The sequence below is a fragment of the Algoriphagus sp. UBA3586 genome (assembly GCF_002376385.1).
GTDB lineage: Bacteria > Bacteroidota > Bacteroidia > Cytophagales > Cyclobacteriaceae > Algoriphagus > Algoriphagus ornithinivorans.
This window is the reverse complement of sequence record NZ_DFMT01000043.1, coordinates 44,650-68,430: the sequence shown is the minus strand read 5'-3', so window position 1 is coordinate 68,430 and position 23,781 is coordinate 44,650. Positions and strand designations below refer to the sequence as shown.

27 protein-coding genes are annotated in these 23,781 nt (G+C 41.1%); 12 read left to right on the top strand and 15 right to left on the bottom strand.

Going from position 1 to position 23,781, the window contains the following annotated elements:
* Positions 1-49 precede the first annotated feature (49 nt).
* From B2906_RS15455 to B2906_RS15440, 4 genes are read right to left on the bottom strand one after another with little or no spacing between them, the layout of a single operon-like run.
* Positions 50-496 carry a DM13 domain-containing protein gene (locus B2906_RS15455; protein ID WP_219959354.1) on the bottom strand — a complete coding sequence of 149 codons (447 nt, stop codon included), beginning with the start codon at positions 494-496 and terminating at the stop codon, positions 50-52.
* Positions 493-1,119 (bottom strand): Crp/Fnr family transcriptional regulator, encoded by a 627-nt coding sequence (locus B2906_RS15450; RefSeq protein ID WP_219959353.1) that lies wholly within the window; start codon positions 1,117-1,119, stop codon positions 493-495. Before B2906_RS15450 ends, B2906_RS15455 begins: the two co-directional genes overlap by 4 nt.
* Positions 1,112-2,005 carry a hypothetical protein gene (locus tag B2906_RS15445; protein WP_219959352.1) on the bottom strand — a complete coding sequence of 298 codons (894 nt, stop codon included), beginning with the start codon at positions 2,003-2,005 and terminating at the stop codon, positions 1,112-1,114. The genes B2906_RS15450 and B2906_RS15445 overlap by 8 nt, the downstream gene beginning before the upstream one ends.
* A 3-nt stretch (positions 2,006-2,008) precedes the next feature.
* Positions 2,009-2,458 (bottom strand): DM13 domain-containing protein, encoded by a 450-nt coding sequence (locus tag B2906_RS15440; RefSeq protein WP_219959351.1) that lies wholly within the window; start codon positions 2,456-2,458, stop codon positions 2,009-2,011.
* A gap of 183 nt (positions 2,459-2,641) precedes the next feature.
* Here B2906_RS15440 and B2906_RS15435 point away from each other — a divergent pair, with 183 nt between their 5' ends.
* Positions 2,642-3,025, top strand: coding sequence for a DUF4174 domain-containing protein (locus B2906_RS15435; protein ID WP_219959350.1), 384 nt, complete (start codon positions 2,642-2,644; stop codon positions 3,023-3,025).
* Between the two features lie 75 nt (positions 3,026-3,100).
* Here the strand turns inward: B2906_RS15435 and dinB are convergent, their stop codons facing one another.
* Entirely contained in the window at positions 3,101-4,291 is a 1,191-nt protein-coding gene (gene dinB, locus B2906_RS15430) for a DNA polymerase IV (protein ID WP_219959349.1), read from the bottom strand.
* A gap of 364 nt (positions 4,292-4,655) precedes the next feature.
* On the opposite strand from dinB, the gene B2906_RS15425 reads away from it, so the two are divergent.
* The 6 genes from B2906_RS15425 (at position 4,656) to B2906_RS15400 (ending at position 9,956) form a co-directional block, all read left to right on the top strand.
* Positions 4,656-5,054, top strand: a complete 399-nt coding sequence (locus tag B2906_RS15425; protein ID WP_219959348.1) for a four helix bundle protein — start codon at positions 4,656-4,658, stop codon at positions 5,052-5,054.
* A 201-nt stretch (positions 5,055-5,255) separates the two neighbouring features.
* On the top strand, positions 5,256-5,954 hold the full coding sequence (locus B2906_RS15420) for an XRE family transcriptional regulator (protein WP_219959347.1): 699 nt from the start codon (positions 5,256-5,258) through the stop codon (positions 5,952-5,954).
* 100 nt (positions 5,955-6,054) lie between these two features.
* Entirely contained in the window at positions 6,055-8,706 is a 2,652-nt protein-coding gene (locus B2906_RS15415) for a PQQ-dependent sugar dehydrogenase (RefSeq protein ID WP_219959346.1), read from the top strand.
* Positions 8,707-8,848: 142 nt separating this feature from the next.
* Positions 8,849-9,208, top strand: a complete 360-nt coding sequence (locus tag B2906_RS15410) for a DUF2116 family Zn-ribbon domain-containing protein (RefSeq protein WP_219959345.1) — start codon at positions 8,849-8,851, stop codon at positions 9,206-9,208.
* Positions 9,209-9,253: 45 nt separating this feature from the next.
* Positions 9,254-9,673 (top strand): VOC family protein, encoded by a 420-nt coding sequence (locus B2906_RS15405; RefSeq protein WP_219959344.1) that lies wholly within the window; start codon positions 9,254-9,256, stop codon positions 9,671-9,673.
* Position 9,674: 1 nt separating this feature from the next.
* Complete coding sequence (locus tag B2906_RS15400) at positions 9,675-9,956, top strand: GNAT family N-acetyltransferase (protein WP_219959343.1); 282 nt, start codon at positions 9,675-9,677, stop codon at positions 9,954-9,956.
* On the opposite strand, the gene B2906_RS15395 is transcribed toward B2906_RS15400, so the two are convergent.
* Positions 9,953-10,210: a hypothetical protein gene (locus B2906_RS15395; protein ID WP_219959342.1), complete on the bottom strand. Its 258-nt coding sequence runs from the start codon at positions 10,208-10,210 to the stop codon at positions 9,953-9,955. The genes B2906_RS15400 and B2906_RS15395 overlap by 4 nt on opposite strands.
* Before the next feature lie 28 nt (positions 10,211-10,238).
* On the opposite strand from B2906_RS15395, the gene B2906_RS15390 reads away from it, so the two are divergent.
* From B2906_RS15390 to B2906_RS15375, 4 genes are all read left to right on the top strand, one after another.
* Complete coding sequence (locus tag B2906_RS15390) at positions 10,239-10,646, top strand: GNAT family N-acetyltransferase (protein ID WP_219959341.1); 408 nt, start codon at positions 10,239-10,241, stop codon at positions 10,644-10,646.
* Positions 10,647-10,693: 47 nt separating this feature from the next.
* Positions 10,694-11,977, top strand: a complete 1,284-nt coding sequence (locus B2906_RS15385; protein WP_219959340.1) for a metal-dependent hydrolase family protein — start codon at positions 10,694-10,696, stop codon at positions 11,975-11,977.
* A 199-nt stretch (positions 11,978-12,176) separates the two neighbouring features.
* Positions 12,177-13,694: a S10 family peptidase gene (locus B2906_RS15380; RefSeq protein WP_286941289.1), complete on the top strand. Its 1,518-nt coding sequence runs from the start codon at positions 12,177-12,179 to the stop codon at positions 13,692-13,694.
* A 13-nt stretch (positions 13,695-13,707) separates the two neighbouring features.
* Positions 13,708-14,799 carry a serine hydrolase domain-containing protein gene (locus B2906_RS15375; protein WP_286941287.1) on the top strand — a complete coding sequence of 364 codons (1,092 nt, stop codon included), beginning with the start codon at positions 13,708-13,710 and terminating at the stop codon, positions 14,797-14,799.
* Between the two features lie 4 nt (positions 14,800-14,803).
* On the opposite strand, the gene B2906_RS15370 is transcribed toward B2906_RS15375, so the two are convergent.
* From B2906_RS15370 to B2906_RS15360, 3 genes are all read right to left on the bottom strand, one after another.
* Positions 14,804-15,199 carry a response regulator gene (locus tag B2906_RS15370; protein ID WP_219959337.1) on the bottom strand — a complete coding sequence of 132 codons (396 nt, stop codon included), beginning with the start codon at positions 15,197-15,199 and terminating at the stop codon, positions 14,804-14,806.
* A 165-nt stretch (positions 15,200-15,364) separates the two neighbouring features.
* Positions 15,365-16,993, bottom strand: a complete 1,629-nt coding sequence (groL, locus tag B2906_RS15365) for a chaperonin GroEL (RefSeq protein WP_091655178.1) — start codon at positions 16,991-16,993, stop codon at positions 15,365-15,367.
* Between the two features lie 36 nt (positions 16,994-17,029).
* Positions 17,030-17,308 (bottom strand): co-chaperone GroES, encoded by a 279-nt coding sequence (locus B2906_RS15360; RefSeq protein ID WP_091655179.1) that lies wholly within the window; start codon positions 17,306-17,308, stop codon positions 17,030-17,032.
* A 221-nt stretch (positions 17,309-17,529) separates the two neighbouring features.
* On the opposite strand from B2906_RS15360, the gene B2906_RS15355 reads away from it, so the two are divergent.
* Positions 17,530-18,240 (top strand): hypothetical protein, encoded by a 711-nt coding sequence (locus B2906_RS15355; protein ID WP_091655180.1) that lies wholly within the window; start codon positions 17,530-17,532, stop codon positions 18,238-18,240.
* A gap of 11 nt (positions 18,241-18,251) precedes the next feature.
* Here B2906_RS15355 and B2906_RS15350 read toward each other — a convergent pair whose 3' ends face one another.
* The 6 genes from B2906_RS15350 to miaB form a co-directional block, all read right to left on the bottom strand.
* Positions 18,252-19,181: a sterol desaturase family protein gene (locus tag B2906_RS15350; RefSeq protein ID WP_091655181.1), complete on the bottom strand. Its 930-nt coding sequence runs from the start codon at positions 19,179-19,181 to the stop codon at positions 18,252-18,254.
* A 145-nt stretch (positions 19,182-19,326) separates the two neighbouring features.
* Entirely contained in the window at positions 19,327-19,686 is a 360-nt protein-coding gene (secG, locus tag B2906_RS15345; RefSeq protein ID WP_091655182.1) for a preprotein translocase subunit SecG, read from the bottom strand.
* A gap of 10 nt (positions 19,687-19,696) precedes the next feature.
* Positions 19,697-20,443: a hypothetical protein gene (locus tag B2906_RS15340; RefSeq protein WP_219959334.1), complete on the bottom strand. Its 747-nt coding sequence runs from the start codon at positions 20,441-20,443 to the stop codon at positions 19,697-19,699.
* A 31-nt stretch (positions 20,444-20,474) separates the two neighbouring features.
* Positions 20,475-21,014: an LptE family protein gene (locus tag B2906_RS15335; protein ID WP_219959333.1), complete on the bottom strand. Its 540-nt coding sequence runs from the start codon at positions 21,012-21,014 to the stop codon at positions 20,475-20,477.
* Positions 20,998-22,293 carry a sigma-54 interaction domain-containing protein gene (locus tag B2906_RS15330; RefSeq protein ID WP_219959332.1) on the bottom strand — a complete coding sequence of 432 codons (1,296 nt, stop codon included), beginning with the start codon at positions 22,291-22,293 and terminating at the stop codon, positions 20,998-21,000. The genes B2906_RS15335 and B2906_RS15330 overlap by 17 nt, the downstream gene beginning before the upstream one ends.
* On the bottom strand, positions 22,290-23,768 hold the full coding sequence (miaB, locus tag B2906_RS15325; RefSeq protein ID WP_219959331.1) for a tRNA (N6-isopentenyl adenosine(37)-C2)-methylthiotransferase MiaB: 1,479 nt from the start codon (positions 23,766-23,768) through the stop codon (positions 22,290-22,292). The genes B2906_RS15330 and miaB overlap by 4 nt, the downstream gene beginning before the upstream one ends.
* Positions 23,769-23,781: the final 13 nt, after the last annotated feature.

Sequence of the window (23,781 nt, the reverse complement as noted above, 5' to 3'; positions counted from 1 at the left end):
CTATTTATGAGACAGCCTCTTTTGCATAAATACTGATATCACACTTTTTTCAATTCATAGGAGCAAATCCAAATGGGATTCCAGCGGCTCCACACCAAATAATCCCATGCGTAAATTTTTCATCGGGCATTCCCGGAAGGGAAAAAAAGTGCTCTCCAGATTTTCCAACAATCGATACCAATTGATAAGTGGAAGTATTGTTGAGGTTGAGGGATTGGCTGGTAGAAAGATAAACAGTCACCGTTCCAGTGCTAAACTTGGTCGTAAAATCATCCGATAGTCGAATAAAGAACTTGTTGTCTTCATCCCGGACCAACTGAACCATTCCGCGGGTATTGGTAGAACTTTGAGGAGTCAGAGTTCCTGTTTTCAAGACCGCAAAATTTTCGCTAACCTGATTTGAGTCGTCAGGAATAATAGGCTCCATGGAATCTGAGGAACAAGAAAGCATAAATGTTAGGAATGATATTGCGAGCAATTGAATGAAAGTTTTCATGAGTTGGGAGTTTTGAGTTGATGAATGTTTCGGAAAAGAATTCTTCCCCGGCTGTAATTGATTTTGTTTTGGGCTTTCAAGCCTGAGAGGATAGTGGTAACAGTCTGCCGGCTGGTATCCGTCAGCTTGGCAAGTTCTTCATGGGTCAAGGGGAGCTTGAGCAGGGTTTCATCTCCATATTTTTCTCCAAATCGCTCCCCAAGATCTTTGAGTACGGAGATGATTCTAAATTCTGCATCTTGGAATAAGATCCGCTCCAAGCGCAGTCTTGCAGTATGAATTTCTACTTGAAGAGTATGAATGATTCTCAAGAGTTTTTGGTTGGGATTTTCCTCTAGCTGGATCATCTCCACTAGTGTATGGTCCTCCATAGCAAAGGCCGAGTAGGAGAGTCTTTTTTCCGCGCGCTCTTCATAAAATTCACCTAGGAATTCCCCCTGATCTTTGATGGAAAGGAGAGTGCTGTTGCCGGGTTCTTGGGAGCGGACAGTCTTGACCAAGCCCGATTTAATCAGAAAATAGCCTTGAAAGAGTTGGCCTTGTTCCAAAATTTGTTCGCCTTTCTTAAATCGCAGTAGCTGAGGGAATTTGGATTGAGGAAGGGATATGTTTGCTTTATTCATTGGATTTGGGTTTGACTTGATAATAGATTCCAATCGAAAAAGTACCTGCCGAATAGAGGTTTCTTCGAGAGTAAATGAAGTCGGCGTAGTTTCTGTAGTTCAGAGAAAGATGAAAATCTTGATAGACCGGAACAGATGCACCAAAACTATAGCTGGTATATTCTGTCCCATCTCCCCGAACAAAATCCGTTGCAACCAAGACATCATCTACCGAATTGAGCCCTTGAAGGCGACCATTGACCCAAATCTTCCCGGCAATTTGATAGCCCACTTCGAGTCCAATTGCGATTTGATCAGAGAAGGATACGTCCTCATAGGAAGTCCGGAAATTGTAGGAACCGAAAATGCTTCCATATAGTGGTGTATTGGGTATGGCAAAAGAGGTTGAAAGGGTTGTCCAGACATTGAATTCTCCATCACCGGAAGGCAGATTAATGGATTCAAAGTCATTTTGAGTGCTTTGGGCAAAATTATTAGCACGACCAATTGGGATTTCCGGAGCGACAGAAATGGCTAAAGGCAAGTACTTTTTTAGCAAGGCATGCTTAAACTCCAACCTCAGATCGCCCAAACCGCTAACGGTTTCTGTGGTATTAAACCCGTTCCAAATTTGAAGGGGCCAGTTGGCGATTAAGGAGAAGCGTTCGGTCAAGCCGTATTCTCCATAGAAAACCAAAGAATTTTGGGTGAAGGTATTCGTACTGAGTTTTTCTCCTCCCAGTGTGAAATAATCCGAAGAGCTAAAACGATTGAAGCTTAGCTGGTAGAATCCTTCTCTCTTCTCCTTGGTCCATCCACTTTGGGCAAAGCCGGCATTGCAGCAAAGCAAGAAGCTCAATCCGATTCCGAGGATTCGGACCAAGCTTCCTTTTTGAGTGAGCATCATGACTTAATTCAGATTAGCATAGCCAAAAGGAACCCCTACCGAACCGCACCAAAGGATGACATGGGTATACTTGGAGGTGGACATGCCTGCTGGGATGGCAAAGAAATTTTCACCGGCCATCCTTACTGGTCCCAGTGGTAAGAGATTGGGATTTCCATTGGCTGGATCAGGCATAAATTCCATGGAAGTTGATAGAAAAACAGTCACGGTACCTGTTGCCAAAGCAGTATTGAAAGCCTCATTAAATCCCAGGAATTCTTTGCCTTGAGAGTCTGTGACTAAACTTGCATTGCCGGTTGATCCTGCATTGTTTTGATCTACAAAAGTTCCGGATCGAAGTACATTGAGACTGCCAGTTGGCTGGGTAGGGTCGATGACAACAGGGTCATTGTCATCTGTGCAGGATACTAAGCCTAAGAAGGCAATGTAAAAGAGAAGCATTCCTTTTTTCATGGTTTTATTGGTTTTGATTTGAGTCAAAATTGGCCGAAGAGTATCACGAAAAAGTCACGGAAGTTTAAAGCTTTCTATTTTTTGCGAAGCCAAAGAGTAGTTTCTGAAGAATAATTCATGCAAACCAATTGGCTGTTTTTGAGTTGTTTAAATATGTATTGGATCCTTTTAAGTTTAGTTTGTATGAGTTTTTTGCAGCAGCCCAAGTCTTTGGATGATTTTCGTTGGGAAAAGCGGATTATCGTGGTTTTTGATTCTCCCGGCTTTGATCAAACCTGGATAAAAAGTCATCAAAAGGAATTGGAAGAGCGAAAATTACTCTTGGTGCATGTATCGGCTGGAAAGATCCAATGGAAAAATTTGGAAGAGGAATTGGCCGAAAAAAGCTTTGTGAAACTATTGCAAAACTTGAAATCTGGAGAAAACTGGCTGCTGATCGGACTGGATGGTGGAATCAAAAATCAGGGTGCTGGGGCAGTTCCAATGGAATCCCTGATGCGTCAAATAGACTCCATGCCTATGCGGCAGTCCGAGATTCGCAGGATAAATGGAAAAGATGGGATGTAACGCTCAGTAAAACCACCACCAATCTCAAAAATGTTGACCTTTTTTCAGACTTCTCACTTTAAATTTCTCACTTCCTCACACCTCCATCCCATTGAAGGGATAAAACCATCTCCTCCCCACACCCATAGCCACGGCTCGGCAGACGGTTTTATCACCATACTTCACATTTAGCTTGTCGAGCGCTTGATAGAGGTTGATTTGTTCCTGACTGTCTTCGAAAAGCTTGATCTGATAGTTGCCATAGACTAGGTTGCTAAACCGCACCCCGATCAGTCGGATGAGGAGACGACGGCTATACAGTTTTTTGAATAGCTCCTTCACCACGGGCAGGATACTGTGATCTGCTGAAGTGTAGGGAATCCGCTGCTGCATGGTATGCGTCTCAAAGTCAGAATAGCGAATCTTCACACTCACACAGGCGGTGAGCTGCCCCTTTTGGCGAAGTTTCGTAGCGAGTTGCTCCGTCATAGCTACCAGTGTGGCTTCCAGCATCTTGACATCGATGGTATCTTCTTCAAAGGTATTTTCAGAAGAAACGGACTTGGCTTCGGAATAGGGGATTACCGGATTTCGATCGATACCATTCGCTTTTTCCCAGATCATTTTGCCGTTTTTCCCAAAGGTAGCCTCCAGCAATTGGGAGGGCATTTGCTGCAAGGTTAGAACTTTTTTAACACCCATATTATAGAGCGTTTGGGAGGTTTTCTCCCCGATCATGGGGATTTTTCGCACGGATAGGGGAGCTAGGAAGGGTTTTTCCTCTCCATTGGGCACCTGCTTTTCATTGTTGGGCTTGGCTTCGCCGGTGGCCACCTTGGAAACCGTCTTGTTTTCCGATAGTCCCATAGAAATATTCAGCCCGCTCTCTTTGATGATACGCTGCCGGAGCTCGTGGGCGAGTTTGAAGCAACCGAAAAAGCGGTCCATCCCCGTCAGATCTATGTAAAACTCATCAATGGAGGACTTTTCAAAAAGCGGAACTGACTCCTTGATAATCTCAGTGACCTCATGGGATTTTTGGCTGTATTTTTCAAAATCCCCTTTGACGATAATGGCCTCGGGACAGAGTTGTCTTGCTGTCCGCATAGGCATGGCCGAGTGTACGCCAAATCTCCTGGCCTCGTAGCTGCAGGAAGCCACCACTCCCCGGTCACTGGATCCTCCGATTAGGATGGGTTTTCCATTGAGCCTACTGTCAAAAAGCCGCTCCACTGATACGAAAAACGTATCCAAATCCATATGCGCAATACTCCGCTTCCCTTCCATTGCTTTTTGTTAATTTTATTGACATTTTAATGTTTATAATTTAATCATTTTTTATTAGATTTGGGAATGATTGGTAGGGGAAGTGGCGGGAATTGTCGTTGTGTAAAAAGATATGCTTCACTTCGTTCAGCGAGATAGGGTTCTACCGTAGGACTATTTTAAAAAAATATTTGGGTAGCAATACTTAATGGTGAAGATAGGCTTCGCCAGATATGCTTAATCTATTCAACAAAATAGGGTATCTACCCGCAGGGCTATCTTAAGAATTATCTGTGCAGCTATTTTGAATTACAGAAAATAAGATATGGCAATGCCAAGATATTCTTCAATCTATTCAGCGAGAAAGGTTAAAATAGAATTGATCATGAGTGAAAAATCAAAATACATTCCTCTGAAGGAATTGACTATTTACAAATTGTCAAGGGAGCTATCAGCTTTGGGCTGGAAAATTTATAGCCGCTTAGGCTATCAAATGAGAAAAGTTTGGGGAGACCAAATGTTAGAAGCGGTAGATTCAGTAGGTGCGAACATTGCAGAAGGGTATGCTCGTTTTCACTTTCTTGAAAAAGTTAGATTCTATTACATTTCTCGTGCGTCTCTTTCTGAAGGAGTTGAGCATTGGATTGACTTGGGGTTTGAAAGAAAAATTGTGGATGAAAAAGAGTACCGAGAGATTTTCTCAATCTCAAAGAGCTTACAAATGAAACTGAATCAACAGATAAAGATAGCTTATGATGCAAAAGATAAAAACTCTTCAAAGTAATCATTTATCGGCTTGAATATCTTATGAAAATATCTGCGCAGCTATCTTGAATTAAAGAAAATAAGATATGGCTTCGCCAAGATATGCTTCAATCTGTTCAACGAGATAGGATATCTGCCCGCAGGGCTATCTTAAAAAATATCTGCGCAGCTATCTTGAAAATAGCTTACCCATTGTTATCTCTTAGAAATTCAGAAAAATATGCTCATCCATTTAAATATCAAATTCCTCCGAAAGAAAAAAGCGCTCACTCAAGAGTCCTTATCTGAAGCTTTAGGTATTTCCCGCTCCAAACTGGCTGGATACGAACTCACCATTACTCCTCCTTTGGATATTTTGGTGAAAATCTCCGAGTATTTTGGAGTTTCTCTCGATATCCTAATCAAAGAAGATTTGTCTTCTTATTCTGAATACAAGCTCCGCGAACTGCTAGAAACAGATCAGTTTCTCCGGGGAAGAAAACTACGGATTCTTTCTACCACAGTAGATGCGGATGGTCGGGAATTGATAGAGGTGGTTTCCCAGCGGGCAAAAGCAAGTTACTTAGCTGGTTTTGCAGATCCTGAGTTTATCTCTGAATTGCCTCGATTTTCTTTGCCCTTTTTGCCAACAGATAAAAAACACCGCGTTTTTCAAGTTGACGGGGACTCCATGCTGCCTATTCCGGACGGTTCCTGGATCATCTGTGAATACATAGACGATTGGCTGAATATCAAAGATGGAGAGCGCTATGTCATCGTCACCGAACAGGATGGAGTGACCTTTAAAATCGCCTACAATCGAATTCAATCTGAACAGAAACTCCTGCTCTGTTCATCCAATCCCATCTATTCTCCTTTCGAAGTGGAAATTGAGCAGGTTAGAGAGGTTTGGAGGTATAGACTGTTAATGAGTGAGTAAGATTTTACGGAATCGTTTCCATTCATTTCCACCATCGGTCCTAGCCTTTTGACAAGTCCTTTTTATCTTAATGGCTCAATAAATCTCAAAGACCTATTTCATGAATTTTAGATTCCTTGCCGCCCTCTTACTTTTGGGAAGTTCGCTCTGGGCATGTGCAGAAAAAGATATAGACCCTTTTGCTACAGTAAAACCTGATGAAAGCCGATTCACCAAAATTCCTCTGGTGGAAAAATTGGATGAACCTATGGAGTTAGAGGTTTTTGATAATGGGGATGTACTATTTATAGAAAGGGCCGGTAAACTGAAACTATACGAAGCCGCAAGCGGAGAAACTACCGTGGTTGGAGAACTGAATGTTTATTTGGAGCATGAAGATGGCTTGTTGGGACTGGCGAAGGATCCTAATTTCAACCAAAACAACTGGATTTATCTCTATTATGCCCCAAAAGAATACAGTCCGGATGTGAATCGGCTTTCCCGCTTTGAGTTCAAAGAAAATCGTCTCGACCTCGCTTCTGAAAAAATAATGCTGGAAATCCCTGTATTCAGAGGATGCTGTCATTCCGGTGGTTCCATAGAGTTTGATGTCAATGGCCTTTTGTTCCTCTCTACCGGGGATGATACCACTCCTTTTGAATCGGATAATTACAATCCCATCGATGAGCGACAGGATAGACCTGCCAATGTTGATGCTCAAAAAACTTCTGGCAATTCCAACGACTTAAGAGGTGCCATCATCCGGATCAAACCAGAAGCCGATGGGTCTTATAGCATCCCTGAAGGAAACTTATTTCCTCCCGGAACTCCCAATACTCGGCCAGAGATCTATGTGATGGGTAATAGAAATCCTTACAGAATATCCTTGGATCAGCATAATGGTAATCTTTTTTGGGGGGAGGTTGGACCTGATGCATCAGTTGATTCTATGAGAAGGGGACCAAAAGGACATGATGAAATCAATTTGGCAAGAAAGCCTGGTTTTTATGGCTGGCCATTTTTCGTAGGAAATAATAAACCGTATTGGAAATATGATTTTGCAAGCCAGGAAAGCCTATTTGAATTTGATCCAGGTGCTCCCGTCAATACATCTCCCAATAATACGGGATTGGAAAAGTTGCCTCCAGCGCAGCCAGCTTTAATTTGGTACCCTTATGATGAGTCTATAGAGTTTCCTATGCTGGAAACAGGCGGAAGAAATGCCATGGCAGGACCGGTGTATTATCGTGAGGATTTTGACAAGTCAGAAGTTCGTTTTCCAGGCTATTATAATGGAAAGCTATTCATATTCGACTGGATGCGAAATTGGATTTTCACAGTATCCTTAACTGAAAACTACGAATATGACACCATGGAACGCTTCATGCCTTCCACGGTTTTTGATAAGCCCATAGATATGCAGTTTGCGAAAGATGGATCGCTGTATGTCCTGGAATATGGGACCTATTGGAGAGCACAAAATGATGATTCGGGTCTCTATAGAATAGAGTTTGCAGCTGGAAATAGAAAGCCTGTTGCCAAGGCTTCTGCAGCAAATACTACCGGAGCATTACCTTTGAAAGTGCAATTCCAAGGGGATCAAAGCTTGGATTTTGATCCGGAAGATCAATTGAGTTATGAGTGGGATTTCGGAGATGGAAGTCCAAAGGCCAAGGAGGTAAATCCTATCCATGTATATGAAAAAGCAGGAGTTTATCTGGCGACTTTGACTGTGAGCGATACAGAAGGGGAGCAAAGCCAAGCTTCAGTGGAAATTAGAGCGGGAAATGCAAGACCCAATGTGAATATCAACTGGAATGGAAATCAAAGTTTTTATTTCCCTGGAAAAGTGACTTACCAAGTTTCTGTGCAGGATTTAGAGGATGGAGCTATCTCCGATGAGGCAGTGAATTTTTCTATTGACTTTATTGCTGGTGGTTATGATTTGATTCAAGCTGGTCATCAGGAAGAGAAGGTTAGTGTGGGAGAGAATTACATCACCCAAGCGGGTTGCAAAGCTTGCCACGCAATCGAAAATGAATCCGTGGGACCTACCTATAGGGATGTGTCTTCGAAATATAAAGGGCAAACGGATGCGAAATCCTACCTCGTCAACAAAATCAGAAATGGTGGGGGAGGTGTCTGGGGTGAGCGTACCATGCCGGGCCATACGCATCTTCCAGTTGATCAGGTGGAAGCTATGGTAGACTTTATTCTAAGGCTTGAGGATCCTTCTTATGGAAAAGTAAGCCTACCACTGAAAGGTGAATTTGCGATAGAACAACAATCCAATCCAGAAGGCTACTACTTAATTCAAGCATCCTACACTGATCAGGGAGCAAATGGCATACAACCTTTGATGGGGGCCGCTCAGCTTTTGTTGAGGAATCCTATAGTCAAGGCGGTGGAAGCTGATCTTTTCGAGCATACTGCCAAGGCCAATGCCAATGGGCTGAATTTTGTGAGATTCACCAAAAATAATTCTTGGATTGCCTTTGAAGATTTGGATTTAAAGGGGATCAAGCAAATTGAATTATTGGTAAATCCTGCTGGAATTACAGGCTTGTTGGAGTTGAGACAAGGCTCCGTTGCCGGTCCTTTAATTGGATCCTCGGCTCTCCTCAAACAAGGAGATAAAAAGGGATATTTCTCCATAAAGGTACCTATCAAGCAAACTGACGAAATTGGGGATCTATATCTAGTTTTGAGAACTGAGTCAGGTATTTCTATCTGGAATACTTTCAACCTGGATACTATCCGATTTATTGAATGAGTTATTGACTCAATCCTAAATATTTCCTCATTGCGACTCCATTTTTCGGGTCGCGATGAGGATTCCTTTTAAAAGAGGGGCTTTATTTTTTGGACTTTTTCAAACTAATTTTCTAAATTCAATTAGCTTTTTAATAGAAACTATGGAAAATAAAACCTGTCTCAATTGTGGAGAGCCCATTCGTGGACGAGTCGACAAAAAATTCTGCGATGATCAATGCCGGAATAATTACAATTACCATCAATATGCAGACGCCAATAATCTGATGAGAAGGATAAATCATACTTTAAAGAAGAACAGAAATATTCTGGAATCATTGATACCACAAGGAGAAGATCTTGCGAAAGCGCCTAAGGAGAAGTTGGTTCGGGAAGGTTTTCAGTTCAAATATTCCACTCACTCCTATGAAACCAAAAAAGGGAGTGTTTATACCTATTGTTATGATTACGGTTACCTCCCTTTAGAAGGAGATTGGTTTTTGATTGTTCGGGTAAAAGAATAGGCGCTCTGTCGCATTTTGGCTAACTTCTACCCAAATAGAAATATCATGAAAGGAAAAGTAACTGGAATAGGCGGGCTGTTTTTCAAGGTTAAGAATCCAGAGCAGACCAAAGCCTGGTATGAAAAGCATTTGGGAATGCCAACAGATCAATATGGGATGACATTTGAATGGATAAGTGCGAAGGAACCGGAGAAAAAAGGTTTTACTCAGTGGTCTCCAATGAGCGATTCCACTGATTATTTTAAGCCTTCGGAAAAGGATTTTATGATCAACTATCGGGTAGAAAACCTCAAAGAACTGGTGGAGGAATTAAAGGCTAATGGAGTACAGGTCTTAGACGAAATTGAGGAATTTGAGTATGGTAAATTCGTTCATATTCTCGATCCGGATGGTCACAGCATTGAGCTTTGGGAGCCAAAGGACGAGGTTTATAATTCAATCATTCAAGTAAGAGTAAAAAGTTAATATGGAAATTCAACATCAGTTTGATGGAAAGAGAGGTTCTTTTTTTATGGAGGAGGCAGCCAAAAGATTTGCAGAAATGGTTTATGTCATGGCGGGGGAATCGAAATTGATCATTGAGCATACTGAGGTGGATCAATCTCTAAAGGGTCAGGGGATAGGAGAAAAGTTGCTGGAAGAGCTGGTTCAATATGTGCGGTCCAAAAACATAAAAGTCATTCCACTTTGTCCATTTGCAAAAGCTACCTTCAGAAAAAGAGAGGATCTTCGGGATGTTTTGTCCTAACTGAAAAGCAGAACTAGTCCAAAGCCTATAAGTATAATCAAAGCAATGATGAACCAAATTTTTCTGTTCAGCAATTTTGCCTCTGATCTTTTTTGAGTTCGAAAAATGATGGCTTCTTTTAATTGAAGCTCTTCAGCATTTTTCCCGCTTCTGGCTTTCAACTCTAATTTTCCTTGAGGTCTAATCCTTCCTAAATCGTGATTATCTTTAAAAGATTGTGCAGCCTGTCTACTGAAACCTGCGCCTCCTGTCATATCGGTTAATTTAATTTTTAGTAAAATAATGATTTCATTTCAAATTGAAGATATAGTTTCTCTTGAAGAGTTTATTGCTGTGCTGAACAGTTCAGGTCTTGCAGAAAGGAGGCCTATGGATAAACCAAACCAACTTCAAAAAATGCTGATCGGCTCAAACTTGATAATTACCGCTAGGGATTCCGGGAAACTTGTAGGGATTTTGAGAGCGCTTTCCGATTTTTCCTACCGGTGCTTTATTGCAGATCTTGCAGTAGAAAAAGCCTACCAAAAGCAGGGGCTTGGCAAAAAATTAATCCAAATGGCTCGATCCACATCAGCAGATGCTAGACTTTTTTTATTTGCGGCAGAGGGAGCAATTACCTTTTATGAGAAGCTTGGCTTTCAATTACATGACCATTGCTACCAGTTGAAACCAGAAGATGATTTGAGCTGATTTAGTCCGAATTTGCTATATTCCCATACCCAAAAATACCCCACCTTATGAGAAAACAAATTTTACTAGGGATTGCTTGTTTGATTTCATCTTATGCATTTGCCCAAAAGACTTTCATTCATGCTGGAAGGCTGATCGATGTGAAAGAAATGAGGGTTTTGACAGAACAAACCATCATTGTGGAAGATGGAAAAATCACTTCTGTGACTAAGGGATATCAAAGTCCTGGAAGTTCGGATCAAGCTATTGATCTGAAAAATGCTACTGTTTTGCCTGGATTGATGGATATGCATGTGCACATAGAAGGAGAGACCAGTCCCACCCGTTATATTGATGGCTTTAGAGATAATGAAGCAGATGTCGCTTTTAAGTCCCTCCCTTTGGCGGAAAGAACCTTGATGGCGGGATTCACTACTGTCCGGGATTTGGGAGGTTCTGGAGTCAATATAGCCCTACGGGATGCCATTGCAGCCGGTAGAGTCAAAGGGCCAAGAATTTTTACAGCCGGAAAAGCCATTTCACCGACAGGAGGACATGCAGATCCAACCAACGGAATGAAAAGGGATTTGATGGAAGATCCGGGACCGGTTTGGGGCGTAATTAATGGACCTTATGAAGCAAGAAAGGCAGTAAGGCAAATGGTGAAATACGGAGCAGATGTGATTAAAGTAACGGCTACAGGAGGCGTACTTTCTGTTGCGCGGGACGGTTCAGCTCCTCAGTTTCAATTGGATGAACTGGAAGCAGTGGTGCAAACGGCTAAAGACTTTGGAATTCATGTGGCAGCTCATGCCCATGGGGACGAAGGAATGCAGCGTGCGGTAAAAGCTGGGGTTTATTCGATTGAACATGGTACTTTGATGTCTGAAGCAACCATGAAGTTGATGAAGGAAAAAGGAACTTGGTACGTGCCAACTATTACGGCAGGAATGTCAGCTGCTGCTTTTGCAGAAATTCCGGGATATTATCCTCCAGTAGTAGCAGAAAAAGCGAGAAGGATTGGAGCTCAGATCCAAGATACTTTCGGAAAGGCCTATAAAAGTGGGGTGAAAATCGCTTTCGGATCTGATGCAGGGGTTTATCCGCACGGAGAAAATTACAGAGAATTTGTCTATATGGTTGAGGCAGGAATGCCAGCAATGGAAGCTCTGAAATCGGCAACCCTTACCAATGCGGTTTTTATGAAAATTGAAGACAAATTAGGCTCGATTGAGACTGGAAAAATTGCCGATATCATTGCTGTGAAAGGTAATCCTGATCAGGATATCTCTGTCATGAAAAATGTGGTTTTTGTGATGAAAGAAGGAAAGGTTTATAAGGCTGAATTATGAAATTAGAAGGCTGAAAAGGCAGTGCCAGTTGGCAGTACCCAGTAGGCAGTAAGCAGTAGGCAATCTCGGAGAACGATGAATCTGAAATTAGAAAGAGTTCTCAGGAGATTTTAAATTATCAATGATCAACCACCAATTTTCAATAGACAATAACCATTAACCAATAAACCATTAACCAATAACTCAACAATCCATAATCATGTACTTAGTATCCAGATTAAGACTAGTTTTCCTTTTTACCTTTATTTCAACCTTCACTTTTGCTCAGGAGAAGGCTCATGAATCCAAAGAGCTTCCCAAAGCTCAGGTGTTTGAAAGTAAACAGACTGTCACCATTGACGGCAAGGTAATCAACCTTCAGGCAAAGGCAGGAACCCTAGAACTGAAGGACGAGAATAATAAGCCTATCGCCCTTTTTGGTTTTACTGCTTACTTTAAAGAAAATGGAGGAAAAAATAGACCCATCGTTTTCGCCTATAACGGAGGCCCTGGTTCATCGTCTTACTGGTTGCACATGGGTATCATGGGACCCAAAAGAATTGTTGTCGACGATCCGAATTACAACCAAGGAGCTCCCTATCAACTAGTCAATAATGAATTCTCCATTCTGGATGTAGCAGACGTGGTCATGATGGATCCTGTTGGCACAGGTCTTTCCGTACCCATTGGAGATGCAACCGGAAAGGATTTTTGGGGAGTGGACCAAGATATCCGCTCTGTCAGCTTGTTCATCATGCAATTTCTTAAGGCTCATGATCGGCTGAATTCTCCTAAATATATCCTTGGTGAGAGTTATGGGACTTTTAGAAATGCAGGAGTAATGAATTACCTGCTAAATAAGGGATATGCTTTGAATGGTGTGATTATGGTTTCAGCCGTATTTGACTTGAGATCACTGTTTTTCGCTCCTAATGAGGATTTATCCTATATCGTGTATTTGCCTACTATGGCCGCTACTGCTTGGTATCATAATAAGATAGAAAGGAAACAGTCGGACTTGGATGCATTCGTGGAAGAAGTGAGAGGGTTTACAGAAAATCATTATACGCCGGCCTTATTTAAAGGAAACAGAATATCTGATACTGAAAAAAATCAGGTTGCTGCCAGTCTTGAATCCTATACTGGAGTCTCTGCAGATATTTGGAAGAGAGCTGATTTGAAAATTACAGCCGGTGAATTTTTCCAGGAATTATTGCGCGATGAAAAGAACACAGTGGGACGACTGGATTCCAGATACAAAGGAATCAATATCGATCCAATGTCAATGGACTCCTTCACAGATCCTCAAAGTGATGCCATCTCACCTGCTTATACTATGGGCTTTCTAGACTACTTTCATGGAGCCTTGGGCGTGAGTAAGGACTTGCTTTATGCTACCTCTGCTTATTCCAAAGAAGGATTCAAATGGGACTGGAAGCATCAGGGCAATAACTTTTGGGGAGCAGATGCAGCCGTCACCACAGTTCCTGATATGACAGAAGCTCTGAGTAAGGATCCAAATGTGAAGATATTGATCATGAATGGATATTATGATTTAGCAACTGTCTTCTATGGCGTGGAGCATAGTATTTCTCATATAGATCTCCCCAAGTCGGCAACTGACAGAATTATCATGGAATACTATGAAGCCGGACATATGATGTACACCCACTTGCCATCTGCGAAGAAATTTAGAGAAGATTTGAAGACATTTATTGAAGATACTTTAAGAAAATAAAGTAGATTTCCACATGATAAAATTCAAGTTTTTCAAGGCCCTGTTATTGAGCGGGGCTTTTTTTCAATTGGTAACTGGCTTGGTCCAGGCACAGTCATCATCTCTTTATTTTCCGCCTATCAATTCTGAGGATTGGGAAAAAATGTCAATTTCTGAAGCAGGTTTTGACCAGGAGAAAATGGGTGAATTTTTGAATTGGCTGAGTGAAACAGATACCAGAGCTTTTCTGATTTTAAAAGATGGTAAGATTGTCATAGAAGAGTATTGGGGCAATAAACTGACAGGATTGGGTCAGATGGATGCTAACTCTTATTGGTATTGGGCTTCTGCCGGCAAAACTCTTACTGCTACTTTGATCGGAATAGCTGAAGAGCAAAAACTATTAAAACTCAAAGATAGGTCTCAAAAATACTTGGGGAAGGGCTGGACCTCATTAAGTCATAAACAGGAGAAGAAAATACGTTTGATTCATCACTTGTCCATGGCCACAGGCTTGAATGATCAAGTTTCAAATTTAGATGATACTACGCCCTCATCCTTTCAGTATTTGGCTGATCCAGGCAAGCGCTGGGCCTATCACAATGCTACTTATACAGTTCTGGATAAAGTGATTGAAGTATCCACTGGAATGGATATGCAGGAATACTTTCGGGTAAACATCGGAGATAAAATTGGCATGAAGGGTTTTTGGCAAAAGACCGGACAAAACAATGTCTTTTTCAGTACGCCTAGGAGTATGGGCAGGTTTGGTCTAGTGCTTTTGGCCAATGGGAGCTGGAATGGAAATAAATTATGGGAAGGACAGTTTTTTAAGGATATGATCCAACCATCTCAGCAGCTGAACCCAAGCTATGGATACTTGACTTGGCTAAATGGAGAGAGTTCATATCTATTACCAGGAAGTCAAACAAGACTGCCGGGAAGTTTGATTAAAAGTGCTCCAGAAGATATGTATCAGGCTATGGGAAAAAATGGACAGTTCTTGATGGTTGTACCATCCCAAAATCTGGTGATTGTTAGAGTAGGGGGAGCTCCGGGAAATCTTCCGGTTCCATTTTTATTGGCAAGACAAATTTGGGATAGGCTAGGACCCATACTAAAGTAAAATTTTAGTCCTCGGAATCGTTTCTTGAAAGTTGATAGTTGATTTTCTCCATGGTTAGTGGTTTTTCGATAAATCCACTAACTACTTCATAATCCATAGCCTTTTGCCTATCCTGAAAATCAATGGAGCTGGAAAGGATGACTATTTTATCTTTTCTTTTCGGAAATTTTTCCAGATAAAAATTCAAAAACTCCCATCCGTTCATAACGGGCATGTTAATGTCCAAAAAAATCATGATTTGTTGGTCTGTTGGGAGTTCGGCTATTGCCATTAAAGCTTCTTCACCTTCTAGAAACTGGTAAATGTGCTTGGAGATATCCGTCTTTCCTAACAGCCGTTTATTGATCAGATTATTTATCGGATCATCGTCCACAAGAAAAATCGCTTCGAAATGGATCATGTTGGCAAAAGTAACTAATCAGGCTGTATATAGCCCAAAATACAATTATTCCTACTGTCAGAAAAAACTTTAGGAGCCTTTTTTCAAAAATGATTTTACAGGCACTCAAAATCAGGACAATAAAAAAGGAGGCCGAAGCCTCCTTTTAAATTTTATGGGGTTGAATTACATCATTCCACCCATTCCTCCGCCGCCCATTGGAGGCATTGCAGGACCATCTTCTTTAACGTCTGCTACTACACATTCGGTAGTCAAAAGCAATGCTGCGATTGAAGCCGCATTTTCCAAAGCAAGTCTGGTTACCTTAGTTGGGTCGATTACCCCCGCTGCGAATAGATCTTCATATTGATCTGTTCTCGCATTGTAACCATAGTTTCCTTTGTTTTCTCTGATCTTATTGATTACTACAGAAGGCTCGCCACCTGCGTTCAATACGATAGTTCTCAAAGGAGACTCAATTGCCTGTCTGATGATATTGATACCCGTGTCTTGGTCTTCGTTGGATCCTTTCAAATCCGCCAAAGCATCAACAGCTCTTACAAGAGCTACACCACCACCCACTACTACACCTTCTTGTACAGCAGCTCTGGTAGCATGCAATGCATCATCTACACGGTCTTTCTTCTCTTTCATTTCTACTTCTGTTGCAGCTCCGATATATAGGATAGCTACACCACCAGAAAGTTTAGCAAGTCTTTCCTGCAACTTCTCTCTGTCATAGTCAGAAGTAGTTTTTTCTATTTGAGCTTTGATCTCAGCGATTCTACCCTTGATTGCATTTGGATCACCAGCACCGTTTACCACAGTAGTGTTGTCCTTGTCGATGTTGATTTTCTCAGCACGACCCAACATATCAACAGTAGCATTCTCTAATTTGAATCCTCTCTCTTCAGAGATTACAGTACCGCCAGTAAGGATAGCGATGTCTTCCAACATTGCTTTTCTTCTGTCACCGAAACCAGGAGCTTTAACAGCAGCCACTTTCAGAGCACCTCTGATTTTGTTAACTACTAGAGTTGCCAATGCTTCTCCGTCTACATCTTCAGAAATAATTACCAAAGGCTTGCCGGACTGTGCAACTGGCTCCAATACTGGAAGCAACTCCTTCATGGAAGAAATCTTCTTATCATAAATCAAGATATAAGGAGATTCCAATTCAGCTTCCATTTTCTCAGTGTTGGTCACAAAGTATGGAGAAAGGTAACCTCTGTCAAACTGCATACCTTCTACAGTTTTAACTTCAGTTTCAGTACCTTTTGCTTCTTCTACAGTGATTACACCGTCTTTTCCAACTTTGTCCATCGCATCAGAAATCATCTGACCGATTTCCTCATCATTGTTAGCGGATACTGTAGCTACCTGAGCTATTTCTTTAGAGGTAGAAATCTCTTTGGAGTTTTCTTTCAATCTGGCAACTACAGCAGCTACCGCCTTGTCAATACCTCTTTTCAAATCCATTGGGTTAGCACCCGCAGCTACGTTTTTGATACCTACGTTGAAAATTGACTGAGCCAAAACAGTTGCAGTAGTAGTACCGTCACCTGCATTATCAGCAGTTTTGGAAGCTACTTCTTTCACCAACTGAGCGCCCATATTTTCGATAGGCTCTTCCAATTCGATTTCTTTTGCTACAGATACACCATCTTTAGTAATGGTAGGTGCACCGAATTTTTTATCAATGATTACGTTTCTTCCTTTTGGACCAAGCGTAACTTTTACAGCGTCTGCCAAAGCATCAACGCCTTTTTTCAGTCTGTCTCTTGCGTCTGTATCGAAAAATAGTTCTTTAGCCATTTTCTTGATTTTTTAGTGTTTGTTCTTGTTGAATGATTAAAGGATCGCGAAAATGTCAGATTCTCTCATAATAAGGTAATCTGCACCATCTACGTTGAGTTCAGTACCGGAATACTTTCCGTACAAAACAGTGTCTCCAACTTTTACAGTCAAGGGCTCATCTTTTTTACCATTGCCAACTGCTACTACGGTACCTCTTTGAGGCTTCTCCTTGGCAGTGTCCGGGATGTAAAGACCGGATGCGGTTTTCTCTTCAGCTGCAGCAGGTTCTACTAGAACTCTGTCCGCAAGAGGCTTGATGTTCACTTTTGACATAGTTATGAAATTGTTTAAAGGTTAGTTTAAAATTCTATACTCCCTAATGAGCGATTCCTGTGCCAAGGGAGTTTTTCATGAAAAGTCTGACAAATCGGCTACATCCTGTCAGGTAGAGGACTGCCAATTCGAATTTTGAGCTACTTTTTGTCTGCCAAAATTTCCAAAAATGCTGGATAAAATGTCAGAATTCTGTAAATTTTCGTAAACCTATGTTGCCTATGAAAACATTGTCGAAAAACTGGATGACAGAAGGGCTGATTGATTTCGAATATAAGAAGTATCAATTGTTAGCCTATTTGCAGGAAACAGAAAAGCAGTTTAAAGCGGTTCGCCTGTATCCGCATTTAGGGGAGTTGATTGAGCATCATCGAAACCTCAATGAGTTTAAATCCGGGAAAAAGTCTATCTCTGACTTCTTTCCCAAGGCTCTTTCACATGTGGATTTGAAGCAAGTTAAACTTCACTACAAGGACCTGGAAAAAGAAGATCAGGTGCTGCAGGAGGTAAACCAAATTGCGGACTTTGCCTTACCCAGCATTGAGAAAAAAATCGTGGAGGGAAGAAATATCTATGATTATGTAGAGGATCAAGTGGAGTTTGAACCAGTAGGAATTCAGCCGATTTACAATAGGGAAGGCTTTGTTTTTCTGACAAGAGAGAAAGACTCTGATGTCTATGCATACAGGTATAAATCCAGTTTGCTCCAACTTGCAGGAGAAAAATTCCGAAGTATCAGCTTATGGCTTTTAGGTGTTTTTCAGAAAACCCTTGTCAAGACATTGGAAATGCTCAAATTGGAATTAATCCGGGAGGTAAAAGAATTGCCCAATCCAGCTACTTGGAGAATGCACTCCCACCAGGCTTTTCCCATTGATGAAACGTTGATACCAATCAGTAAAAGGCTATTGCTTCAAAAAGTCAATTCATAAAAAAAGGAGGCCTAACTGGCCTCCACTAATTCTTCTTTCTTATCTATTTCCTTTTCTACGGGAACCAACTTTTTCTCCCGGTTAGCTATTACTTCAGCGCCAGGCTTGTCAAATAATATTCTCCAGGCTTCTTTAAAGCTTTGAGCTTTTCTTAAGTCAGAGAAAATGTCTCTCCATTCATGAAATACCAGGTAAATAGGATTGTAAGAAGTTACCGGCTTGGTAATTCCATAATTAGGTCTTTCGCCTTCCGGCATGAAAGTGCCAAACATTCGGTCCCAAATTATGAAGGTTGAACCGTAGTTTTTATCCAAATAATGCTCATCACTAGCGTGGTGAACTCGGTGATGGGAAGGAGTGGTGAAAATGAATTCAATTACCGGGTGAAGTTTTTTGATGTATTCTGTATGGATCCAGAACTGATAGAGAACTGCTATCTGGTGGCAAATGAAGAATACAAAGGGGTCAAAACCCATGAACATCACAGGGAAAAAGAAAATGATTTTAATATGCTGTGTCCATCCCAAACGGAAGGAAACGGATAAGTTATACTTGGATGAGTTGTGATGGGTAATATGCGTAGCCCACCAAAACCTCTGCTCATGCGCGACTCTATGTGCCCAATATCTGGCAAAGTCAATGGCGATAAAACAAAGGATAAAAGACCACCAAGTCGCCGGGATTTTGAAAGGGGAAATGTTGTAGAAGAACAATGCAGAACCAAAAGTGGCTAATTTGATCATTGCGCTGATGCCCACATTAACAAAACCAATAGTGGCTGCCGCAAAGAAATCTTTGGCATCGTATGAATCTTTCTTTTGATACCAGCTAATTCCCCATTCTAAGAATACTAGGAAAAACATGATCGGTGCTGCCCATAAAATGAGATTAGGCCAGCTTTCTAGATTAAGATCCTCCACTCGGAGTGTTTGATTATTCATAAAGGATAATTTGGTTGAAGCAGCAGATTTTAAAGAACGGTGATTAGCTATCCGCTGAAAAAACGCTTATCTACTAAATTAAATAAAAAAGTCCGCCTTATGAAGGCGGACTCTAATTATATTCTTAAATGGTCTTAATTTTCCATTATTGGTTGGAACTGCTGTCCGGAGTGGTAGTCTCGGCTGGAAGAACGCTTTCACCCTCGGTATCTCCGAATGCCGGAGCAACTACTTGCTGCTTCGCACTTTCAATATTTGGTGATGCGAACTGATTTGGCTGGCTTCCAGTGTAGAAAGCTGAAGATGCCAAGGAAAGAACCAAAATTGCAATTGCCAATACCCAAGTGGCTTTTTCAAGTACATTCCCTGTACGAGTTACACCCATGATTTGGGAAGCACTTCCACCGAAAGCTGCCCCAACTCCACCTTTAGAATTTTGTCCTAAAATCACAAGGATCAAAAGAACTGCTAAGATTAGGATAATGGTGATTAATAAGGTAAACATATATTTTTAATTAAGATTTTTTCAGATTTTCAATCAAGTCCGCAAAGTAAGCCCTTTTATCCGGAAACTTCAAACTCAATTTCTTATAAATTTCAATGGCTTTTGCCTGTTTATCTTGCTTTACCAAGAGTTTGGCATATGATTCTGAAATCAGATTGTCATTAATTTTAGTGCTTTCTGCAGCAAGATTTTCTGTATTTTGATTGGCCTCTATTTCTTTAATGGTAGCCAGCTTGATATCCTTTTTGCTGAACGCCTTAATCAGGTCAATTTGTTCCTGCTTTTTGGAATCGAGAATTTGCTTCTTCTCTTTCTTTTTGATCGTTTCGATCAAATCTTCTCCCGCTCCCAGTCTTTTAACTCGCTTTTTAGGCTTTTCAGGGCTTTTTGGCTTCTCAGGTTGGGGAGCAGTACCTTTCAATTGATCACCCAATGCTTTTAAAGACTGGGTTCTGCTCGCTTGATCAGGTTTTTCAGGCTGGTCTTCCGGAAGAAGATCGTCTTTTCTGGACCCTGTATCGCTTGCACTTATTTTTTGTTCTATCAGTTTTTTCAACCAAATCCTATCCGGACTGGTGATTGCAGCCATTCCCAAAGCGCTAGATTTGGATTTCTTTTGAAATTCATACCTGGCTATCAAAACATGAGGGATTTGAAAATAAGGAAAGTTTTCCTGCACCTTCTTCAATTGGAGGATATCACTCTTCTCCAAGGAGTCGGCTTTTTGGATTATTTCTTGAAATTGGCTGGCGTTCACTTTCTGGCTTTTGGGTGAAAATATAGAAAATTTACCAATTTGCTACAGTTGCAGTAAATACATCCTGTATGATGTTTTTGAAAATTTCCTCGATTAACTGACTTTCTACATCCAAAAAGGTAGTATTTCTCGAGTCATAATCCTGGAAAAAGGAAAAACTTCTTTTAAGATTTTCTTCTTCATTGGTTAGGTTGATATAATCAACTTCTACTGAAATGGTTAACCGCATTTGTCCAGCTCTATCAGGCACGTTTGGATCCCCACTAGATACCGCTGCTTGTGGTGTGAGTGTATAACTTTTGATTGCTCCGGAAAATTGCAAATCTCCATTACTCCTTACTAATTCCAGTTGGGTATTCCTCTGATAATATTCTTTCAGACTTTCTGTAAATAGCTGCTCCATATTTGCCGGACCACCACCAGAATCGTTGAAGAAATTATCAACAGAGAATGTCTTCACCAATTCATAATTAATGTTGGTTCCGGTAAAGCTGTATTTGACCGAGCAGCTTTGGAATAATAGAAAAATCAATCCCAGTACTAGGCCAAGGTTCTTATTGATCAATTTCATATTGCTTGATTTTTCTGTAAAGGGTCCTTTCAGATATTCCCAAATCGCTCGCCGCATACTTTCTTTTATTGTTATGCTTTCTTAACGCCCGAAGAATCATTTCCTTTTCCTTTTTCTCCAAAGAAAGTGAATTGTCATCTTCTTCGTGAATGATATCTTCAATTGCTTCGTCCTCGTACTCATCGGTATCTACAGAAGAGGGCTTCTGAGATTCTAGTACCAGTGGAACATTGTAATTGGGACTGTTGTCGCTTTTGTTTTCAGCCGGAGCTAAATTGCTCTCCATATCCTCAAACAGCCCGCTGTGTTTTTGAATTATACTTTGGTTTAAACCACCGCTTTGATAAGACTCCAATACCAATTTTTTGAGCTCATTCATGTCCTTTTTCATATCAAAAAGAACCTTGTAAAGAATATCTCTTTCTGAAAAATCCATCCCTTCGCTTTTTCCCTGATTATTAGGGAGCGTCATAGGGAGGCGGGAATTTTCTGCTGGTAAATACCTGGATAAGGTTTCTGCATCTACCTCTCTTTGCTCTTCCAAGAGGGAAATTTGTTCAGCAATATTTTTCAGCTGCCTGATATTTCCGGGGAAAGGATAGCGCATCAATAAGGTTTGCGCCTGCTCATCCAGAGAAATAGGCTTAACATGATATTTTTCAGAAAAGTCAGAGGTAAATTTTCTAAAAAGTAAAACCACGTCCTCTCCACGCTCTCTCAAAGGCGGGACATAAATTGGAACAGTGTTTAACCTGTAGTAAAGGTCTTCCCTGAATTTTCCTTTTTCTACTGCCTTTAATAAATTGACATTGGTGGCAGTGATGACGCGGACATTCGTCTTCTGGACTTTTGAAGAACCCACTTTAATGAATTCCCCATTTTCTAAAACCCGAAGTAATCTCGCCTGTGTTCCCAATGGCATTTCTCCTATTTCATCCAAGAAAATAGATCCTCCGTCTGTTACCTCGAAATAGCCTTTTCTAGCTTCATGAGCTCCGGTAAATGATCCTTTTTCGTGACCAAATAATTCAGAATCAATGGTTCCTTCCGGAATCGCTCCGCAGTTGATCGCGATAAACTTTCCATGCTTTCTGGTAGAAATGGAATGGATGATTTTTGAAAAACTCTCCTTACCGCTCCCACTTTCTCCGGTAATCAAGACCGTCATATCTGTAGGAGCAGCCTGCATTGCTACTTGAATGGCATGGTTCAGTAGGGGACTGTTTCCTATGATTCCAAACCGGAGTTTGACGCTATGTATCTCTTGGGCTGTGATCATGCAAAGTTTGGATTTACTTCCAAAACTTCTCCGAACAGTGTTGCGGGAGAGCAGTCTGTAATTTTCACTTTGACATAGTCACCTATTTTCAACCCTGCAGCTGGTACGATGACTACCTTATTTGCAGAATTTCTACCTTTCAGCTCATCCTGAGACTTTTTAGAAGTCCCTTCGATCAATATTATTTGTTCTTTCCCTAAATCCAGCTTGTTTCTTTCAAATGAAATCTGACTTTGCTTGGAAATGATTTCTGCCAATCTTCTTTTCTTGACATCCAAAGGAATGTCATCTTCATATTTCTTAGCGGCTAGAGTTCCTGGTCTTTCAGAATAGTAGAACATGTAGGAAAAGTCATATTTCACTATATCCATCATGGTCAAGGTATCCTGATGCTCTTCTTCAGTTTCGGTACAGAAACCTGCAATCATATCAGAAGAGATACCGCATTCCTCACCAAGGATTTCACGGATAGCCTGCACTCTATTCAAATACCATTCTCTATCGTAAGTTCTGTTCATAAGTTCAAGAACCCGGCTGTTTCCTGATTGAACAGGCAAGTGAATGTATTTACAGATATTGTCGTGCTTTTTAATGGTATACAACACCTCATCAGTAATATCCTTAGGGTGGGAGGTAGAAAATCTTACTCTCAAAAGAGGACTCACTTGGGCAACCATCTCCAACAAATTGGCAAAATTGACCACCTCTGTGACATCACCTTCTTTTTTATTGAGACGTGCTTTGTTGTTTTCTTCAGGAGACCATTTGTAGGAATCTACATTTTGACCTAAAAGTGTGACTTCTTTATAACCCTTATTAAAAAGATCCTGAGCTTCTGCAACAATAGAATGTGGGTCCCTACTTCTTTCTCTTCCTCTAGTAAATGGTACCACGCAGAAGGAACACATATTATCACAACCTCTCATGATAGAGATGAAGGCCGTCACTCCGTTGGAATTTAACCTTACTGGTGCAATATCGGCATAGGTTTCCTCTCTGGATAAAAAGGTGTTTACCCCTTTTCTTCCATCCTCAGCAGCATTGACTAAGTTAGGCAAGTCTCTGTAAGCATCCGGACCGACTACTACGTCTACTATTTTTTCTTCCTCAAGTAATTTATCCTTCAGACGCTCAGCCATACAGCCTAAGACGCCAATAGTCATTTCAGGCTTATGTTTTTTAACAGCATTGAAATGATTCAATCTGTTTCGGACTGTTTGCTCGGCTTTTTCACGGATAGAGCAGGTATTCAAAAAGACCACATCAGCCTGCTGAAAATCCGAAGTCGTATCGTACCCATTTTCTTTCATGATGGAAGCCACGATTTCTGAGTCAGAAAAATTCATCTGACAGCCATAGCTCTCAATGTAGATTTTCTTGGATTTACCGGTATTTTCCTCAACGGTGGTTTTATAATCGACTGCTTGCTCCTCTTCTCCAGTGATAATGTCGATATCTTTGATCAGTTGGTCCATGTAGTATTTTGAA

Bases quoted from the DNA above. Each gene is read 5' to 3' on its own strand.
- B2906_RS15455 (WP_219959354.1), bottom strand. From the start codon at position 496: ATGAAAACTTTCATTCAATTGCTCGCAATATCATTCCTAACATTTATG.
- B2906_RS15450 (WP_219959353.1), bottom strand. From the start codon at position 1,119: ATGAATAAAGCAAACATATCCCTTCCTCAATCCAAATTCCCTCAGCTA.
- B2906_RS15445 (WP_219959352.1), bottom strand. From the start codon at position 2,005: ATGATGCTCACTCAAAAAGGAAGCTTGGTCCGAATCCTCGGAATCGGA.
- B2906_RS15440 (WP_219959351.1), bottom strand. From the start codon at position 2,458: ATGAAAAAAGGAATGCTTCTCTTTTACATTGCCTTCTTAGGCTTAGTA.
- B2906_RS15435 (WP_219959350.1), top strand. From the start codon at position 2,642: ATGAGTTTTTTGCAGCAGCCCAAGTCTTTGGATGATTTTCGTTGGGAA.
- dinB (WP_219959349.1), bottom strand. From the start codon at position 4,291: ATGGAAGGGAAGCGGAGTATTGCGCATATGGATTTGGATACGTTTTTC.
- B2906_RS15425 (WP_219959348.1), top strand. From the start codon at position 4,656: ATGAGTGAAAAATCAAAATACATTCCTCTGAAGGAATTGACTATTTAC.
- B2906_RS15420 (WP_219959347.1), top strand. From the start codon at position 5,256: ATGCTCATCCATTTAAATATCAAATTCCTCCGAAAGAAAAAAGCGCTC.
- B2906_RS15415 (WP_219959346.1), top strand. From the start codon at position 6,055: ATGAATTTTAGATTCCTTGCCGCCCTCTTACTTTTGGGAAGTTCGCTC.
- B2906_RS15410 (WP_219959345.1), top strand. From the start codon at position 8,849: ATGGAAAATAAAACCTGTCTCAATTGTGGAGAGCCCATTCGTGGACGA.
- B2906_RS15405 (WP_219959344.1), top strand. From the start codon at position 9,254: ATGAAAGGAAAAGTAACTGGAATAGGCGGGCTGTTTTTCAAGGTTAAG.
- B2906_RS15400 (WP_219959343.1), top strand. From the start codon at position 9,675: ATGGAAATTCAACATCAGTTTGATGGAAAGAGAGGTTCTTTTTTTATG.
- B2906_RS15395 (WP_219959342.1), bottom strand. From the start codon at position 10,210: ATGACAGGAGGCGCAGGTTTCAGTAGACAGGCTGCACAATCTTTTAAA.
- B2906_RS15390 (WP_219959341.1), top strand. From the start codon at position 10,239: ATGATTTCATTTCAAATTGAAGATATAGTTTCTCTTGAAGAGTTTATT.
- B2906_RS15385 (WP_219959340.1), top strand. From the start codon at position 10,694: ATGAGAAAACAAATTTTACTAGGGATTGCTTGTTTGATTTCATCTTAT.
- B2906_RS15380 (WP_286941289.1), top strand. From the start codon at position 12,177: ATGTACTTAGTATCCAGATTAAGACTAGTTTTCCTTTTTACCTTTATT.
- B2906_RS15375 (WP_286941287.1), top strand. From the start codon at position 13,708: ATGATAAAATTCAAGTTTTTCAAGGCCCTGTTATTGAGCGGGGCTTTT.
- B2906_RS15370 (WP_219959337.1), bottom strand. From the start codon at position 15,199: ATGATCCATTTCGAAGCGATTTTTCTTGTGGACGATGATCCGATAAAT.
- groL (WP_091655178.1), bottom strand. From the start codon at position 16,993: ATGGCTAAAGAACTATTTTTCGATACAGACGCAAGAGACAGACTGAAA.
- B2906_RS15360 (WP_091655179.1), bottom strand. From the start codon at position 17,308: ATGTCAAAAGTGAACATCAAGCCTCTTGCGGACAGAGTTCTAGTAGAA.
- B2906_RS15355 (WP_091655180.1), top strand. From the start codon at position 17,530: ATGAAAACATTGTCGAAAAACTGGATGACAGAAGGGCTGATTGATTTC.
- B2906_RS15350 (WP_091655181.1), bottom strand. From the start codon at position 19,181: ATGAATAATCAAACACTCCGAGTGGAGGATCTTAATCTAGAAAGCTGG.
- secG (WP_091655182.1), bottom strand. From the start codon at position 19,686: ATGTTTACCTTATTAATCACCATTATCCTAATCTTAGCAGTTCTTTTG.
- B2906_RS15335 (WP_219959333.1), bottom strand. From the start codon at position 21,014: ATGAAATTGATCAATAAGAACCTTGGCCTAGTACTGGGATTGATTTTT.
- B2906_RS15330 (WP_219959332.1), bottom strand. From the start codon at position 22,293: ATGATCACAGCCCAAGAGATACATAGCGTCAAACTCCGGTTTGGAATC.
- miaB (WP_219959331.1), bottom strand. From the start codon at position 23,768: ATGGACCAACTGATCAAAGATATCGACATTATCACTGGAGAAGAGGAG.